This is a genomic window from Caulobacter sp. AVps16, assembly GCF_058681455.1.
This window is the reverse complement of the sequence record NZ_CM178739.1, coordinates 2,309,409-2,325,266: the sequence shown is the minus strand read 5'-3', so window position 1 is coordinate 2,325,266 and position 15,858 is coordinate 2,309,409. Positions and strand designations below refer to the sequence as shown.

The following is a 15,858-nucleotide window of genomic DNA, read 5'->3' as shown; positions in this document are numbered from 1 at the left end:
GATAAGGTGCAACCTATCCCCGTGCTGTTCCGTACAAACCCGAGTTTAATCAATGCCCTTGCAAAAAGTCTGAGCGCGCCCGTCCGACGCTCTGGATCGGCCCGCACACTGGTCTCACCCCCAAAGCAAGGGAGGGGGCGGCGGCCGGCGACCTGAAGGGCCTTGGGGGGTATGTACGGGCCGATCAACCCTCCACCCCATCTCAGAGCGGCTGTTCAGGCCTTCGCCTGCGAAAGAGCGATGCGGTTGCCTTCGCTGTCTTCGATCTCGGCGACGTAACCCGCCTCGCCGATGTCCTTCTTTGCATAGAGCACCCTGGCCCCGTGCGCCTGGGCGCGCCGGAGAACGGCGTCAATGTCGGGTACGTCGAAGTAGATGATCGCCCCCTCCTTTGAGGGCTTGTAGACGTCGCCCTTGGCCAGCGCGCCGCTGGATCCTGGTGCTCCATCGTCTCGCGGAAAGAAGGCCATCAGGTAGCCGTCGACCTCCTGTCGCGACAAGCTGTAGCCGATCACGGCTTCATAGAAGGAGATGGCCCGCTCCATGTCGGTGACCGGTATCTCGAAGTGAAACACGGGATTGCCCATGGTGCGTGCCTCCTGCTCGATCTAATTCTGTAGCGCCGCCCGGACCATGCTGCACGTCCCGTGTCCGGCTCATCCCGAGATCTCGTCGACAGACTGGCGATCCTCTCGCCGGGGGATTGGAGGAGCGCCCCAGTTGGGGCGCGTCTTCCGGCCGACGCCGCAGGCCCCCTCCTGACCTGCTACGCAGGTCGTCCTCCCCCCTGTCGGGGGGAAGATGAAACGCGCCGACCTCATCTTCCCCCTCCGGGGGAAGACGGTCGCGAAGCGACCCGTAGGGGGCAAGTGAGGGGATAGAGGGCGCTCAATCCCCGTGTCTTCCAGAACAAACCCCAGCCCGATCAATCGCTTGCAAAAAGAACCACCGCGCCAATCCGACGCGCTAAATCCGCCCGCATAATCAGTCTCACCTGACAGCACGGGAAGGGCGTCCGGCCGGCGACTGAGACGGCTGTCAGGGGTGATCGAGCGGGCTGCCGTTCGGGCGACTGCCCGGGCGGCGGTTAATGCGAGGGCAGGGGACGTAAACCTGCCTATCGGAGGTCTGCCAGGGCCTCCGCCCGTCCGAAGGTTCGCTCCGGGTCCCTCCGGAATCGGCGCGGCTGCAGCCCAAGGCTCAAGTCCGTCGCGAGGAGGACAAGGCTCGGGTGGGGCAAAAGGTTGAACCAGACCTGCGCGCCCCGGCCAGAGGGATAACGGTCACGCGGAGCGTCTGTCTTCGTCGAAACGGTACTTAGTCAAACTCACATCCGGGCGAGGCCCGGACGCTCCGCGACCCTTCCCTTCAACTCGGCGGTTTCCGCGCGAGGCTGCGAAGCCGTGTCCGCCAGACTTGCCCCCTACGGGCTGCTGCGCAGCAGTCTTCCCCCGGAGGGGGAAGATGAAACGCGCGGACCTCATCTTCCCCCTCCGGGGGAGGACGACCTGCGAAGCAGGTCAGGAGGGGCCAAGTGCGCCATTGCCCCTTGTCTCCCCCGCAAAAACCCGCATCTACACGCCATGCGCCGCTTAGACTTTGCCGACCCCGATTTCGCTGCCGCCTTCAGGGCCTTTCTCGATGAGCCGCGGGGATCGCCGGCCGATGTCGACGCCTCGGTCGTCGAGGTGCTGGAGGCCGTCCGCACCGGCGGGATCCAGGCGGTGCTGGACCTGACCCGCAGGTTCGACCGCGTCGACCTGACCGAACAGACCGTCCGCGTCACGGCCGAGGAAATCGAGGCCGGCGCCGCGCAAACCCCCGCTGACGTGCGCGAGGCCATCGCCTTCGCAGCCGCCCGCATCCGCGCCTATCACGCCCGCCAGCGGCCGGCCGACCAGGCCTGGACTGACGAGGCCGGGGTGGAGCTGGGCTGGCGCTGGACGCCGATCGAGGCCGTGGGCGTCTATGTGCCCGGCGGCCGGGCGGCCTATCCCTCCACCGTGCTGATGAACGCCGTGCCCGCCCAGGTGGCCGGGGTCGACCGTATCGCCATGGTCACCCCGCCCGGCAAGCTGCAGCCGGCCGTGCTGGCCGCTGCCAAGGAGGCCGGGGTCACCGAGATCTGGCGCATCGGCGGGGCCCAGGCTGTGGCCGCCCTGGCCTATGGGGCCGGTCCGATCCAGCCGGTCGACAAGATCGTCGGTCCCGGCAATGCCTATGTCACCGCTGCCAAGCGCCGCCTGTATGGCGTGGTCGGCATCGACGCCCTGGCGGGGCCCTCCGAGATCGTCGTCGTGGCCGACAACCAGAACAATCCCGACTGGATCGCCGCCGACCTGCTGAGCCAGGCCGAGCACGACCCGGCCGCCCAGTCGATCCTGATCACCGACGACCCGGCCTTCGCCGACGCCGTCGAGGCCGCCGTGCTGGAACGGCTGAAGACCCTGGCCACCGGCCAGGACGCCGCCGCCTCGTGGCGCGACCACGGCGCGGTGATCATCGCCCCGCTGGACGAGAGCCCGGCCCTGGTCGACGCCATAGCCCCCGAGCACGTCGAGTTCGCCCTCGACAATCCCGAGCGCCTGTCTGACCGCGTGCGCCATGCCGGCGCGATCTTCCTGGGTCGCCTGACCCCGGAAGCCATCGGCGACTATGTGGCCGGCTCCAACCACGTCTTGCCGACCAGCCGCGCGGCCCGCTTCCAGTCGGGGCTGTCGATCTACGACTTCCTCAAGCGCACCTCGATCGCCAAGTGCAATGCGGCCTCCTTTGCCATTCTGGGGCCGCACACGGCGGCCCTGGCCACGGCTGAAGGCCTGCCGGCCCACGCCCTTTCGGCGCAAATCCGGCTGGGCCGGTTGCCTTCCGAAGGCTGACGGGCAAATCTCCGCCCAACCATGACCGATGACCGCGCCAACCAGTATCTGAAGTCGATCGTCATAGACGATGACAGCCTTGCCGCCGCCTCGCGCGACCAGGAGCAGGAGCGTCAGGTCGCGATCTTCGATCTGCTTGATTCGAACTATTTCGAACCGGCGGACGGCCAGGGCGGTCCCTATGACCTGAAGCTCTCCCTGATCGAGAACCGGCTGGCCTTCGATATCGGCGGCCCCGGCTATGAGCGCCGGCACCTGCTGTCCCTGTCGCCCTTCAAGGGGGTGATCAAGGACTACTTCATGATCTGCGACAGCTATTACTCGGCGATCCGCAACTCGACGCCGCAGCAGATCGAGGCCCTGGATATGGGGCGGCGCGGCCTGCACAACGAAGGCTCGTCCCTGCTGCGCGAGCGCCTCGAGGGCAAGGTCAAGACCGACCTCGACACCGCAAGGCGGCTGTTCACCCTGATCTGCGCGCTGCACTGGCGAGGCTAGGGCACCTTGCCTGCTCTGCCGGACGCCGTCCTCTTCACCTGCAATTTCAACCGGGTGCGCTCGCCCATGGCCGAGGGGCTGTTCAAGCGATTCTACGGAACAAGGGCCTTCGTTGATTCGTGCGGGCTGCGTGGAGACCCCACCGGCGAGGGGATCGACCCCTTCGTGATCGCCGTGATGGACGAGCTGGGCCTGGACGTTTCCGATCATAAGCCCAAGACCTTTGGCCAGCTGGAGGACGACAGTTTCGACGTCGTCGTGTCGCTCACCCCGGAGGCGCAGCACCGCGCCGTCGAGCTGGCGCGGGACCGGGCGGTCGAAATCGAATACTGGCCGACCCATGACCCCACCCTGGTCGACGGCTCGCGGGAGGCGCGGCTGGCGGCCTATCGCGAGGTCCGCGACGACCTGGCCGAGGCCATCAAGAGACGTTTCGGCGCGCCATCGACGTTTGGGGGGTGAATGCGCTATAGAGGCGCCTCGCTGCGACGGCTCACGTCTCGACCACCCCGGTCGGGGCGTCCGCGCGGCTATCTGTTTGCTCCCATTGAGAGGCCTGATGGCTAAGGAAGAACTTCTTGAGTTTCCCGGTACGGTCAGCGAACTGCTGCCCAATGCGACCTTTCGCGTGACGTTGGAAAACGCCCACGAGATCATCGCCCACACCGCCGGCAAGATGCGCAAGAACCGCATCCGCGTTCTGGCCGGTGACAAGGTGCTGGTCGAAATGACGCCCTATGACCTGACCAAGGGCCGCATCACCTACCGGTTCAAGTAGGATTGATGGCCTCGCAGACGGCCGTCCAGCCGGCGCTGGTTCTGGCCAGCGCGAGCCCCCGGCGCCTTGATCTGCTCAAGCAGGTCGGTGTCACGCCAGACCGTATCGATCCCGCCGACATCGATGAAACGCCCGAGCGCGATGAGACGCCGCGTCTCCACGCCCTGCGACTGGCGCGGCAAAAGGCGCGTGCTGTGGCGAGTCGGGCTCCGGGCGACTTTGTCCTGGCGGCGGATACGGTCGTCGCCGTCGGGCGACGGATCCTGCCCAAGGCCGAGACCGAGGACCAGGCGATCCACTGCCTGTCCCTCCTGTCGGGCCGCAATCACAAGGTGCTGACGGCCGTGGCCGCGATCGCGCCGGATGGCCGCGAGGCGGCACGGCTGGTTGAGACGCGGGTACAGGTCAAGCGCCTGTCCGAACTAGAACGCGCCGACTATCTGGCCAGCGGCGAATGGCGAGGCAAGGCCGGCGGCTATGCCGTCCAGGGCGTGGCCGGCGGCTTCATCATCGACCTGCAGGGCTCCTATACCGGCGTGGTCGGCCTACCGCTCTATGAGACCCTGAACCTGCTGCGTGGCCTGGGCTGGAGCGGCTCATGAGTGAACGTCGGGCCTATCTCTACAAGGGCGTCGGCGAGACGGTCGGTGTCGTCACCCTGGATGGTCGGCCGGAACGGCTGATCGCCACCTGGGACGGTGATGATCCTCTGGACGTCGAAGGCGTTCGCGGCGTGGCCCGCGTCCGCAAGATCGAGAAGGCCTTCGCCTCCGCCTTTGTACAACTGCCCGGTGGCCAGGATGTGCTGCTACCCCTGCGCCCAGACATGCCCAAGCTGGTCGAGGGCGGGCTGGTCGAGATCGAGATTCGGACCCCCTCGCGTCGCGACAAGGCGGCCGTGGCGCGGTTCATCGGGGAAGGGGAGGGCGAGCCGCGTGTGCTCGAGCCGGCCTTTACCGTCGAGCAGCAGCTGCGCCTTCTGGTCAAGTCCGGGTCCCCGACCGGGGGCGAGGCGGCCCTGCAGGCCGTTGAGGCCGCCGAGGCCGAGGCTCTGGAGACGGTCTTTGCCCTGCCCGGCGGTGGCGATATCAGCATCGAGCCGACCCGGGCCCTGGTGGCGGTCGATGTCGACCTGGGTGCACGCGAAGGCCTGGACGCCAAGCGTGCGGCCCGACAGGCCAATATGGCCGCCCTGGGCGTCGCGGCGAGAATCCTGCGGCTCAAGGGCCTGGGCGGGATCGTCGTCTTTGATCTCGTGGGCCGGGGCCATGACGGCCAGGCCCTGTCAACGGCGGCCCGCAATGCCTTTTCCGTCGACAATCCCGGCGTAGCGATCGGCGCGATCAGCCGGTTTGGCACGCTGGAAATGACCCTGCCGCGTCGCAGTCGATCGATTCTCGACCGTTTGCTGGATGTAGACGGCCAGCCGCGGCCTGCCGCCATGGCGCGTCGGGTTGCGCGGGCCCTGGAGCGCGAGGGGAGGGCCGATCCCGGCGGCCGCCTTCTTGCCCGCTGCGCCCCAACCGTCGCTGACGCCTTTGCCGAGCTGGATAGCGGAGTCGCGGACCGTCTGGGTCGCCGATTCGTCATCGAGCCCGTCGCCGACTGGTCGGTTGAGCGCCTGGAGGTGTTCGTAAGATGAGCAGTGCCTGCCCCATCTGCAGCAAGCCCTTCGATCCGGCGTTCCGCCCCTTTTGCTCCAAGCGTTGCTCGGACGTGGATCTGCAGCGGTGGCTTTCGGGACGTTACGTGGTCCCGGCGACGGACGATGAGGAAGAGAATCCCGGCTCGGGCGACATCTACAGGAATGACGATTAGGGCGCTGGACAACCAAATCGGCCTCGCCTATAGACGCGGCTCCCCGCTGTGAGGCGGGCGCTGAAGCGGTTTTTGGACCGCTTGGCCCAAGGGCCTGGATAGCTCAGTTGGTAGAGCAGCGGATTGAAAATCCGCGTGTCGCTGGTTCGAATCCGGCTCCAGGCACCACTATCTTTTCAAGTGTTTGGAAACGGTCGCGAGCGGGCCTTGGACGCTTATGACGTCGATCCGCATCGACTTGCGCGCTTTGGTCGCACCTTTGGCTTTGGGATCGGCGGGAATCGTCGGGCGATATCGATTTTCGGCACGGCTATGCGGCCTTGGCCAAGGGGATCGATATTTGGCAGGCGCAATGTCATCGTTGCCCATGCCTCATCAACCGTCGTTTTGTGGTTTCGCTGCATTGCAGCATGAACTTTCCCGTTGATAGGGAAAAACCGCCCTTAAATCCTGATTTCGCATTTGTGCGCTGCAGCAAGGGGTGCCCGGGCATCGGCGCGACGACGATTTTATGCCCAGAAGAACCTCTTGACGGTACGAAAAGGGGTTGCCAAAGGACCCCTGCCGCAATTCTAACATTGGGGTAAGGTCAAAGTCTCTTCGGGGGCTTTGGTCATCCGCGCTTCGAAACGATCCTTCTGGAGGGCCTAGTCCTCGTGAGGGGCGTAACGGGTCGAGCGCAGCGAAGCGGGTCCGCTGAGGTTGGAAGAGAAATCGACCGCCTTAGGGGACTATTCAGAGTTAGGGTAGAAACGCTCTCGCGCGACGACCCTCGGTCCAAACGTGCTAGACCAATCAGGAACTGGCGACAGATGCTCGACATTAAACGGAAGACCCCCCTCATCGCTCTCGTTGGCGCCATGGCGCTGATGGTAAGCGCTCCCGCTTTCGCTCAGGACGCCGCGGCTACCGCCCCGGCCGCCGCCGAAAGCACCGCCGCACCGGCCGCTGATGCCGCCGTTGCCCCGGCCCCGGCTCCTGCTGAAGAGCCTGCTGCCGAAGAAGCCAAGAAGGAAAGCCACTCGCTGACCCCGGTCGGCATGTTCATGGCGGCTGGCGTGGTCGTTAAGGTCGTGATGATCGGCCTGATCCTCGCCTCGGTGTTCTCGTGGGTTCTGCTGATCACGAAGATGTTCGAGTTCGGCGCCCTCAATAAGCAGTCCGACAAGTTCCTCGAAGCCTTCCGCGGTGCCCGTTCGATCGCTGACATCGCGCGCATCGGTTCCTCGGAAGAATTCGAAGGCAACCCGATGGCCGACATGGCCGCTGCGGCTGGTCAAGAAGTCGAACTGTCGCGTCAAGCTGGCCTGGCGGTCGGCGGCGAGCACCGTGACTCGACCATCGCTCGTGCAAGCTACGCCATCAACGCCGTGCAAGCCTCGCTCGCCAAGCGCCTGTCGGGTGGCATGGTGTTCCTGGCCTCGGTCGGCTCGGGTGGTCCGTTCATCGGTCTGTTCGGTACCGTTTACGGGATCATGACCTCGTTCATCGGCATTGCGAACACCAACACGACCAACCTGGCCGTCGTCGCTCCCGGTATCGCCGAAGCGCTGCTCGCCACGGGTATCGGTCTGTTCGCCGCTATTCCGGCAGTTATCTTCTACAACTACTTCCAGACCCGCATCTCGGCCTACGGCACGCGCTCGGAAGGCTTCGTTGCTGAACTGATGAACGCCATTTCGCGCCAACTCGACAAAGGGGCGTAACTCCGATGGCCGCCAAACTCTCAGGCGGTGGGGGCGACAGGTTTAACGTCGAACAGAACAGCGAGATCAACGTTACGCCCTTCGTGGACGTTATGCTGGTTCTCCTGATCATCTTCATGGTGGCGGCTCCGCTCGCCTCCGTGACGGTCGAAGTGAACCTGCCGCCGGCGGTTGCGAAACAGTCGGAGACCCCGCCGAAGCCGGTCTACATCTCCATCCAGCAGTCGGGCAAAGTCTATATCGGCGACTTTGAGACGACGGTTGATACGATGGGTCAGGACCTCGCGAAGAACATCGGCAGACGCGATCCGACTAAGGAGCGTATCTACATCCGTGCTGACGAGAAGACTCGCTATGGAGCTTTCATGGAGGTGATGAACACCCTCCAGGATAACGGCTTCTACAGCGTGGCGCTCATCGGCCGGGAAGATAACTAGGGGTGGTGCATGGCTGAACAACAAACGCCCGAGCATCGCCGCTACGATCCGCTCACCTCGGACGGGCCTCGACGGAAGAAGGGTCTTGGTGCCTTTGGTATCGCGACCCTAGTCGTGGTCGGCTTGCACGCTGCTTTGTTTGCCTATCTGGCGAAGCAGAAGTTCGAGTCGGTCTTCAAGGAGTACTCGGACGACGCCGTGGACGTGGAGCTTCCGCCCCCGCCCCCGCCGCCGCCTCCGCCGCCTCCGCCGCCGCCCCCGACCAATGAGCCCCCGCCTCCGCCGGCGGTGGTCCAGCCGCGTCCTCCGATAGCGCCGCCGCCGGACATCACGCCGCCGCCGCCGCTGCCGATCCCTCCCGTTGAAAAGCGGGTGGAACAGACAGCGCCGCCGGTGATCTCGGCAGCTCCGCCGGTGGCAACGCCACCGCCGCGCGCTTCGGTGATCACGCGTCCGGACTGGGCCCGCAAGCCCAGTGGTGAAGACATGGCCCGGTACTACCCGGACCGTGCCCAACGGATGGAAGTCAACGGCCGCGCGACGATCTCGTGCACCGTGACGGCCAAGGGAACTCTGGAAGGCTGCTCTGTGGTCTCCGAGAACCCCGCCGACTACGGCTTCGGTGAAGCGGCGCTGCGACTGTCGCGCCTCTTCCGGATGAAGCCGAAGACCCTCGACGGTGCACCCGTCGACGGTGGTGCCATCACGGTTCCGATCGTCTTCCAGGTCCCGCAATAGGGCCAGGACTGACCGGCAAAGATGGGAACGCCCCGGAGTTTCGGCTCCGGGGCGTTTTCCTTTTGCGTGGGCCGTTTCGGTGCTTGATCCGGCTCGCGCCTCCGACTAAAGACACTCCCTCGCGATGCGCCGCCTTAGCTCAGTTGGTTAGAGCGCCGGTTTGTGGAACCGGAGGTCCTCAGTTCAAGCCTGAGAGGCGGTACCATCGCCAGCGACAAAAAAGGCCCCGGCGGAAGCCGGGGCCTTTTCGTTTGTCGGGATCGAACGCGTCGGGCGTCAGAGGCGCTCGATGATGATGGCCGGAGCCATGCCGCCGGCCGCGCACATGGTCACCAGGCCGCGCTTGAGGTCCCGGCGTTCCAGCTCGTCGAGGATCGTCCCGATCAGGATCGAGCCGGTCGCCCCGATGGGATGGCCGAGAGCCATGGCCCCGCCATTCACATTGACCTTGTCCCGGTCGAGGTTCAGGTCGCGGATGAACTTCTCAGCCACGACGGCAAAGGCCTCATTGATTTCCCAGAGATCGATGTCGTCGACTGTCAGTCCCGCCTTGGCCAGGACCTTGCGGGCGGCCGGGACCGGGGCATTGAGCATCAGGGTCGGGCTGTCGCCGATGTTGGCCATGGCCACAACCCGCGCCCGGGGTTTCAGGCCATGGGCAGCGGCATAGGCGGGGGAGGCCAGCAGCACCGCAGCGGCACCATCGACGACGCCCGACGAATTGCCGGCGTGGTGCACGTGGGTGATTTTCAGATCTGGATAGACCTGGTGGATCAAACCGCCCAGGGTCGTGCCCGCCTCATCGATCGGCACGCCGGCCATCATTTCGAACGAGGCCTTCAGCTGGGATAGGCTCTCGAGGGTCGTCTGGGGGCGGGGAAACTCTTCCCGATCGAGGGCGACTCTGCCGTCCTCATGCAACACCGGCACCAGGGCGCGGTCGAAGCGTCCTTCGCGGATGGCCTGGTCGGCCCGCTGCTGACTGACAACGGCCAGTTCGTCGAGAGCCTGCCGGGAAATGCCTTCAAGAGTGGCGATGGCGTCGGCGCAGACGCCCTGGTGGCTCTGCGGGTGCCGGGCACGGAGGCGTAGATTGCCCGAGTCCAGCAGGCCCGGCGAAGTCCGGTCCGCCGTGGCGGCCGTGTAGGACATCATCTCGGTTCCACCGGCGATCACCAGATCCTCCATGCCGGACATGATCGAGGCCGCGGCAAGATTGACCGTGGTGATACCCGATCCGCAGAAGCGGTCGAGGGTCATGCCGCTGGCCCTGACGTCATAGCCGGCGTCAAGCGCAGCCATGCGACCCAGATCCCCTCCCTGCTTGCCACGCTGGGTGCTGGTGCCCCAGATGATGTCGTCGACCTCGGCTGTATTGAGACCGTTGCGGTCCGCCAGTGCCCTCAGGACGGTGGCCGCCAGATGCTGGGGATGAAAGTCTGCGAGGGCCCCCTTGCCGACCTTGCCGATGCCGCGGGGCGTGCGGCAGGCGTCAATGATGAGTGCTTCGGGCATGCGGCCTCCTCCTGATCTTTGGGCCGCTAAACGCGTCGAGGCGGTGCGGCGGCAGAATGAAACGGGCGGCGCCCTTGGGGCAGTCCAGCGCAAACTTGCGCCTCCGGGGGGCAGGGCCATGCCAGGTCAGGACTCAAGAAGGCTGGCTCCAAGTCCTTCGCTGTATTCTGGCGGCCATGCTGCCTTGGTTCCGTCCGGCGATGCCGGAGTTTCCTTCGAATGCCCCGGGACGCGCGCATCGAGACCATGCAGATTGGGCGGTGACGGCAGGTGAGGGCGGATTCGGCCATTGGCACCGCCATTCGATGCTCGAGTCGGCTAGAGGGAGGAGTTGTTCGTGCCTGTTGATCTGCCGCCGCCAGCCCTGGCTCCTGTCGTCGTGACGGCAGCGCGTTTCCCACCGCGTCTGGGCGATTCCGCCTTTTCCGGGCTGCGGATCAGTGAGGCGGACTTGGCCTCTGCCACGCGGGTCGATGAGGCGCTCAGCCGGACACCGGGCGTTTCGCTCTTTCGGCGCGCGTCCAGCCTGGCGGCCAATCCCACGACCCAGGGGATCAGCCTGAGGGCGATGGCCCCTTCTGGGGCGGGCCGGACCTTGGTTCTGCTCGACGGCGTTCCCCTGAACGACCCCTTTGGGGGCTGGGTGATCTGGTCACAGCTGGCGCCGGAGGCCCTGTCCGGCATCGACATCATCCGCGGCGCGGGGGCCGGTCCCTACGGCGCTGGGGCATTGACCGGCGTCATCGCCCTGCGGGAGCGTGACACCGGCACGGCGGTGGACCTTGCAACGGGACGTTTCGGATCGAACCGGGTGTCAGCGGTCGGCACGGGTCGGGTCGGCAGGGTCCAGGTGTTCGCCAGCGGGGCGCTGGACCGAAGTGACGGCTACAGACCCGTGCGTGGCCCGGTACGGGGCGCGGCAGACCGTCTCGCTGATCTTGATGCCCGCAGTGCGGCCCTTCGGCTCGACGCCCCTCTGGGGGAGACAAAATTGTCCGTGCGCCTGGGCCATTTCTACGAAGATCGAGGGGCAGGTCTGGCCGGTGCCCGCTCGAGGGCCTCAGGCGATTCGTTCAGTGCGACACTGGTGCAGGATCCGGCACCGACCGGCCTGGGCTGGCGGCTACAGGCCTGGCGGCGTGAGAGCGATCTGGCCAACAGCTCAGTCTCCGTCTCGGCCAATCGCGCCATGACGACGCCTGCCAATGACCAGTATGCCACGCCGGCGACGGGGCAGGGGGTCAATGCGGCCCTGCGGTGGGCCGCCGACGCGTTCGAGGGCGAAATCGGGCTGGACGCGCGCCAGGCCGAAGGCGAGGTGAATGAACGCTTTCGCTATCTGAACGGCGCCTTCACCCGCGTGCGCCGGGCTGGCGGCGAAACGGCGGTCGCCGGACTCTATGCTGAGGGCAGCTGGACGAATGATCGGTGGCTGCTGGCCGGCGGTCTGCGCCTGGATCGCTGGACCTCCAGTGGGGGCCTTCGGATTGAGTCCGATGCGGCCTCCGGCGCAGTGGTCCTCTCCGAGCGGTCGGCGGATCGCGACGGGCAGGTCATCTCGGCCCGCATGGGCTTTTTACGTCATCTGGGCGAGGGACGGGCGCTCAGGTTCGCGGGCTATAGCGGCTTTCGCCCCCCCACCCTGAACGAACTGCACCGCCCGTTCCGGGTCGGCAATGACCTCACCGAGGCCAATCCTGCCCTGCAGCCTGAGCGGTTGTTTGGGGTCGAGGCCGGAGTGTCCCGTCAGGGGCAGTGGAGCCTGCTGGAGGCGACAGCCTTCTGGAACCGGATCGAGGATCCCATTGCCAATGTCACGCTGGGCGCGGGTCCGGCGACTTTCCCGCGCGCCGGTTTCGTACCGGCGGGCGGTGTGCTGCGTGAACGGCGCAATACAGGCGCGATCTCGGCAATCGGGCTTGAGGCGCGCGCCACCGGCAAACTGGGTGAGGCCATCGCAGTGCGGGCAGCCCTGTCGATCACGGACGCCCGGGTCGCCGGCGGCGCGGCGGCTCCGCAGCTCACCGGCAAGCGGCCCGCCCAGGCCCCGATCTGGAGCGGGACTACAGGCCTGACATGGCGTGTTTCTCAGCCCCTCAGCCTTTCTGCCGACCTGGTCTGGGAGGGCAAGCGCTTCGATGATGACCTGAACAGCCGTGTCCTTGGCGCGGGGCTCAGGCTTGATGCCCGTGCGGACTGGCGACTTTCCCGCTCCGTCCTGGCCTATCTGGCCGCCGACAACCTGCTGGATGAGTCGATGGCAACCTCACGGACAGCGGACGGCGTAGAGGGCCTAACCGCGCCGCGTATGGTCCGCCTGGGGCTGAGGGTGGTTCTGGATTAGCCCTTGGGCTCCAGGGCCTCTATCACGGCCCTGGCCGTGTGAGCCGCCTGCACGCGGATATCCGGGACGGCCGTGACTTCCCAGAAGGCACCGCGGGTCACCGGCCCAACTGCGAACAGGTTCCGGTGCGACGTCCCATCACCTTTGATGAGCCGCCCCTCAGGATCGACGTCCAGGCCAAGCCCCAGGGCGTCGCCGCGCGCCAGACCGTTTGTGCACAGAGAGGCCAGCAGTTGGTCCTTGTGGGTCATGATGGTGGCCGCCGGGCCTGTACAGTTGATGGCACGACCGATTGCCAGGGTCTGAATGTCCCGACGCCCGCGCGGCCGCCAGCGCAGTTGTAGCCCTGTGGCCCCCAAGGTCAGACTCTCAATCCGGCCGGTCAAATGGGTGAGGGTACCGGTGTCCAAGAGCGTCTGGATGCGCTGAGCGACGTCTGGGGCCAGTCGATGGCGGTGGGCATCCCAATAGGGCCGGGCATGGCGCAGGAAGCGGCGCCGCTGAGTGGGGTCCCAGGCACCCCAGATCGCTGGGGTATAGGGGCGTAGTGCGTCAATGGCTTCTCGCCAACCCAGACGGCGGGCTTCGGATTTCAGCCAGACGAGAAGGGTCGTCAGCGGCGCGCCAACAGGCGGTGTTTGCGATTCGACGGGCGTGGTCGCGGCGTGGGCCAGTGGTGCCAGGCCGCGGCGTGACAAGGCGATCAAGGGCCTGTCAGGAGCGGCCTGGGACTGGCTGAGGGCGACATCGACCATGGTCAGACCAGAACCGATCAGCAGAATCGGCAACTCATTCGTGGCGGAGTCCTCCGGCTCAAGCGCCCAGGGATCTGGGTGGTAGATCTGGCTCCTGGCCACAGGGTCGTCGATTCCATCTGGTCTTGCCGGGGGCGGATTGCCCGGAGCCAGGACCACCGCGTCCACAGCCTCTGACGGCCCATGGGCATAGTCCAGCCTCCAGCCGGTGCCGTCTGGGCGCAGTCCTATGGCTTCCCCAGCCGCCAGTGACAGTCGGTCATCGGCCTCTGTGGCCTCTTTCAGCAGGCCTTGCAGATAGAGGCCGTATTCGCTCCTGCGGGCAAAGGCCCCTGCCTCCGGTCGGTGCCGGGCCAGCCAGCGCGCAAAATGGTCCGGCTCATCGGGCCAGGCGCTCATGTTGCCAGCCCGCACATTGAGCAGATGGTCGGGATTGGCAGTCCCGTAGGCGAGGCCCCGGCCGAAGTTCGCCGTCTTTTCGATCAGACGCACGCGCACGGTATCCGCTCGCAAGAGGTGCAGGGCCGTCATCAGGCCACTGAAGCCACTGCCAATGACAGCGACGCGAGGGGGAGGGGGCATGTTAAATTCTACAAAAAAAGTAGGATATTGATCCTTGTCCCGGAATTCGCGCCTTGGCGCAAGCGAACGGCGGTCAACTCGTGACTGCTGCCACAAGACACTCCAGCCTGACAGATGGTGAAATCCGGCAAGTCAGGGGCTTTGGGTTGTGAATTAATGTGTCTCTTCGACCATGGCGCGGACCAGGTCGACAACCCGCCGCCGCAAACGCCGGTCATCCAGCTTCGGGAACAGGGCGGCAAGTTCCAGGCCTTCTGGGGTGGAAACGAACTCTGTCATGCGTTGGGCAAGGCCGTCGTCCGGGCCGTCTTCGGTTTCTTCAAGGCCCTCGAAGAAATAGGACACGGGTGCCTGAAGCAGGCGGGCGGCGTCAAAAAGCTTTGAGGCGCTAATGCGGTTGGAGCCGCGCTCATACTTTTGGATCTGCTGAAATGTAATGCCCAGGGCAACGGCGACCTGCGTCTGACTGAGCCCCATGACCTTGCGCCGAATCCTGAGGCGGGAGCCGACGTAGAGGTCGACGGGATGTGCCAGGTCGGCGGGGGGCTTTCCGTTCATGCCAATTCATTCCTTCCGGCGGCGCGGACCAAAGCTTCCTGCGGGAGAGCGACGCCACCGGAGACCTGAGGATAACCTCACATCACTGTCATAGTCACGTCTGCGCAGCAGGGCTGCGTCAATGCGCGTCAGGGTGGCACCAGCGGATCGGGTTGGACGAAACTTCTGCCGGCAAGGGCTTGACCTTTGGAAGCCCGGGAGGTGATTGCGCCGCATGGGAGCTTTGTCAGTCGCGCGGATCGCGGTGGCCGGCGCCGGGGCCTTTGGGTCGGCGACAGCCCTGGTCCTTGCGCGCGCGGGATTTGCCGTCTCGGTCTTTGACCCGACACCGCCGGGCGAAACGGCATCGGGCGTTGCTGCGGGTATGCTCGCACCGGCCAGTGAAGCGCTGTTTGATGAGGCCTCATCGCCGCACCTGGCCTTGCTGCAGAGGGCACGTGACCATTGGCCGGATTTCGCCGCCGGCCTGGACCTTGAGATCAGCCGTCATGGTGTTCGTATTGAAGGCGACCCGGCCTGGCTCTCCGGGATTGAAGCAAGGCGCAAGGCCCTGGGCTTGCCCGGCGATCTGGCCGCGGACGGTGCGCTGGTTCTGGCCGAAGACTGGCGACTGGACGCCCCGGCGGCCTTGGCGGCGCTGAGGGCTGCCGCAATCGGCCTGGGCGTCCGGTTCGAGTCGGTCTCGGTCTCCGGCTACCAGAAAGGCGTTCTGAACCTCTCGGACGGGCGCTCGCAGCCCTTTGAGACGCTTGTCCTGGCGACAGGTGCATCGCTCCGGGATGGCAGCCTAGCACCCGAGACCGCTGTGCTGAAGCCGATCAAGGGTCAGATCCTGAACCTGGACAAGGGCCCCGGGGCCGGGGCTGTCATCCGGGGGGCGGGCGTCTATCTTTGCCCCGGCGCATCAATGATCGTCGGCGCGACCATGGAGCATGGACGGGACGATCCCTGTCCTGATCCGGTGGTCACAGCCCCTTTGCTCAAGGCCGCCACGGCCCTGCGCCCCGAGCTGGCTTCGGCCTCCGTGATTACCCGGGTCGGCGTGCGGGCCTCGACGCCTGACGGCTTGCCTCTGGTGGGCTGGAGCGTCACTGCGGGCGTCATGCTGGCGGTCGGGGCCAGGCGCAACGGCTGGCTGCTGGCACCGCTTGTGGCGGATCTGGTCGCAGCGTATCTGACAGGCAAGGACCCGGGACCGGAAGCGGCAATGCTCGATGCGCGCCGTTTCAATCGAGAGCCCGAGGCATAGG

16 protein-coding genes and 2 tRNA genes are annotated in these 15,858 nt (G+C 65.9%); 14 read left to right on the top strand and 4 right to left on the bottom strand.

The window, feature by feature from the left end; genetic code table 11:
- Positions 1–215: 215 nt before the first annotated feature.
- A complete protein-coding gene (locus ACW17U_RS11200; RefSeq protein WP_492052459.1) occupies positions 216–587 on the bottom strand; it encodes a VOC family protein in 372 nt (123 codons plus the stop codon).
- Between the two features lie 996 nt (positions 588–1,583).
- Here ACW17U_RS11200 and hisD point away from each other — a divergent pair.
- The 12 genes from hisD to ACW17U_RS11140 all read left to right on the top strand — a co-directional run bounded on the left by hisD (position 1,584) and on the right by ACW17U_RS11140 (position 9,059).
- Positions 1,584–2,879, top strand: coding sequence for a histidinol dehydrogenase (gene hisD / locus ACW17U_RS11195; RefSeq protein ID WP_492052457.1), 1,296 nt, complete (start codon positions 1,584–1,586; stop codon positions 2,877–2,879).
- 21 nt (positions 2,880–2,900) lie between these two features.
- On the top strand, positions 2,901–3,377 hold the full coding sequence (locus ACW17U_RS11190; protein ID WP_062145345.1) for a UPF0262 family protein: 477 nt from the start codon (positions 2,901–2,903) through the stop codon (positions 3,375–3,377).
- Between the two features lie 66 nt (positions 3,378–3,443).
- Positions 3,444–3,839, top strand: a complete 396-nt coding sequence (locus ACW17U_RS11185) for an arsenate reductase/protein-tyrosine-phosphatase family protein (RefSeq protein WP_062151313.1) — start codon at positions 3,444–3,446, stop codon at positions 3,837–3,839.
- 97 nt (positions 3,840–3,936) lie between these two features.
- A complete protein-coding gene (infA, locus tag ACW17U_RS11180) occupies positions 3,937–4,155 on the top strand; it encodes a translation initiation factor IF-1 (protein ID WP_035044427.1) in 219 nt (72 codons plus the stop codon).
- Between the two features lie 5 nt (positions 4,156–4,160).
- The gene (locus tag ACW17U_RS11175) at positions 4,161–4,757 is read left to right on the top strand and encodes a Maf family nucleotide pyrophosphatase (RefSeq protein ID WP_062145347.1); all 597 of its coding nucleotides are present in this window, start codon (positions 4,161–4,163) and stop codon (positions 4,755–4,757) included.
- Positions 4,754–5,797, top strand: a complete 1,044-nt coding sequence (locus tag ACW17U_RS11170; RefSeq protein WP_492052454.1) for a ribonuclease E/G — start codon at positions 4,754–4,756, stop codon at positions 5,795–5,797. Before ACW17U_RS11175 ends, ACW17U_RS11170 begins: the two co-directional genes overlap by 4 nt.
- Complete coding sequence (locus ACW17U_RS11165) at positions 5,794–5,973, top strand: DNA gyrase inhibitor YacG (RefSeq protein WP_492052453.1); 180 nt, start codon at positions 5,794–5,796, stop codon at positions 5,971–5,973. The genes ACW17U_RS11170 and ACW17U_RS11165 overlap by 4 nt, the downstream gene beginning before the upstream one ends.
- 92 nt (positions 5,974–6,065) lie before the next feature.
- A tRNA-Phe gene (locus ACW17U_RS11160) sits at positions 6,066–6,141 on the top strand.
- 644 nt (positions 6,142–6,785) lie between these two features.
- On the top strand, positions 6,786–7,679 hold the full coding sequence (locus tag ACW17U_RS11155) for a MotA/TolQ/ExbB proton channel family protein (protein ID WP_062145354.1): 894 nt from the start codon (positions 6,786–6,788) through the stop codon (positions 7,677–7,679).
- A 5-nt stretch (positions 7,680–7,684) separates the two neighbouring features.
- Entirely contained in the window at positions 7,685–8,116 is a 432-nt protein-coding gene (locus ACW17U_RS11150) for a biopolymer transporter ExbD (protein ID WP_492052452.1), read from the top strand.
- A gap of 9 nt (positions 8,117–8,125) precedes the next feature.
- Positions 8,126–8,854, top strand: coding sequence for an energy transducer TonB (locus ACW17U_RS11145; protein ID WP_492052451.1), 729 nt, complete (start codon positions 8,126–8,128; stop codon positions 8,852–8,854).
- A gap of 128 nt (positions 8,855–8,982) precedes the next feature.
- Positions 8,983–9,059, top strand: a tRNA-His gene (locus ACW17U_RS11140).
- A gap of 71 nt (positions 9,060–9,130) precedes the next feature.
- Here the strand turns inward: ACW17U_RS11140 and ACW17U_RS11135 are convergent.
- Entirely contained in the window at positions 9,131–10,369 is a 1,239-nt protein-coding gene (locus ACW17U_RS11135) for an acetyl-CoA C-acetyltransferase (RefSeq protein ID WP_492052450.1), read from the bottom strand.
- 337 nt (positions 10,370–10,706) lie between these two features.
- Between ACW17U_RS11135 and ACW17U_RS11130 the strand changes: the two genes are divergently transcribed.
- Positions 10,707–12,713: a TonB-dependent receptor gene (locus ACW17U_RS11130; protein WP_492052449.1), complete on the top strand. Its 2,007-nt coding sequence runs from the start codon at positions 10,707–10,709 to the stop codon at positions 12,711–12,713.
- On the opposite strand, the gene ACW17U_RS11125 is transcribed toward ACW17U_RS11130, so the two are convergent.
- Positions 12,710–14,050, bottom strand: coding sequence for an FAD/NAD(P)-binding protein (locus ACW17U_RS11125; protein WP_492052448.1), 1,341 nt, complete (start codon positions 14,048–14,050; stop codon positions 12,710–12,712). The two genes, ACW17U_RS11130 and ACW17U_RS11125, sit on opposite strands and share 4 nt — an antisense overlap.
- Before the next feature lie 153 nt (positions 14,051–14,203).
- Positions 14,204–14,608, bottom strand: a complete 405-nt coding sequence (locus ACW17U_RS11120) for a helix-turn-helix domain-containing protein (RefSeq protein ID WP_492052447.1) — start codon at positions 14,606–14,608, stop codon at positions 14,204–14,206.
- A gap of 214 nt (positions 14,609–14,822) precedes the next feature.
- Here ACW17U_RS11120 and ACW17U_RS11115 point away from each other — a divergent pair, with 214 nt between their 5' ends.
- The gene (locus ACW17U_RS11115) at positions 14,823–15,857 is read left to right on the top strand and encodes an NAD(P)/FAD-dependent oxidoreductase (RefSeq protein ID WP_492052446.1); all 1,035 of its coding nucleotides are present in this window, start codon (positions 14,823–14,825) and stop codon (positions 15,855–15,857) included.
- Position 15,858: the final 1 nt, after the last annotated feature.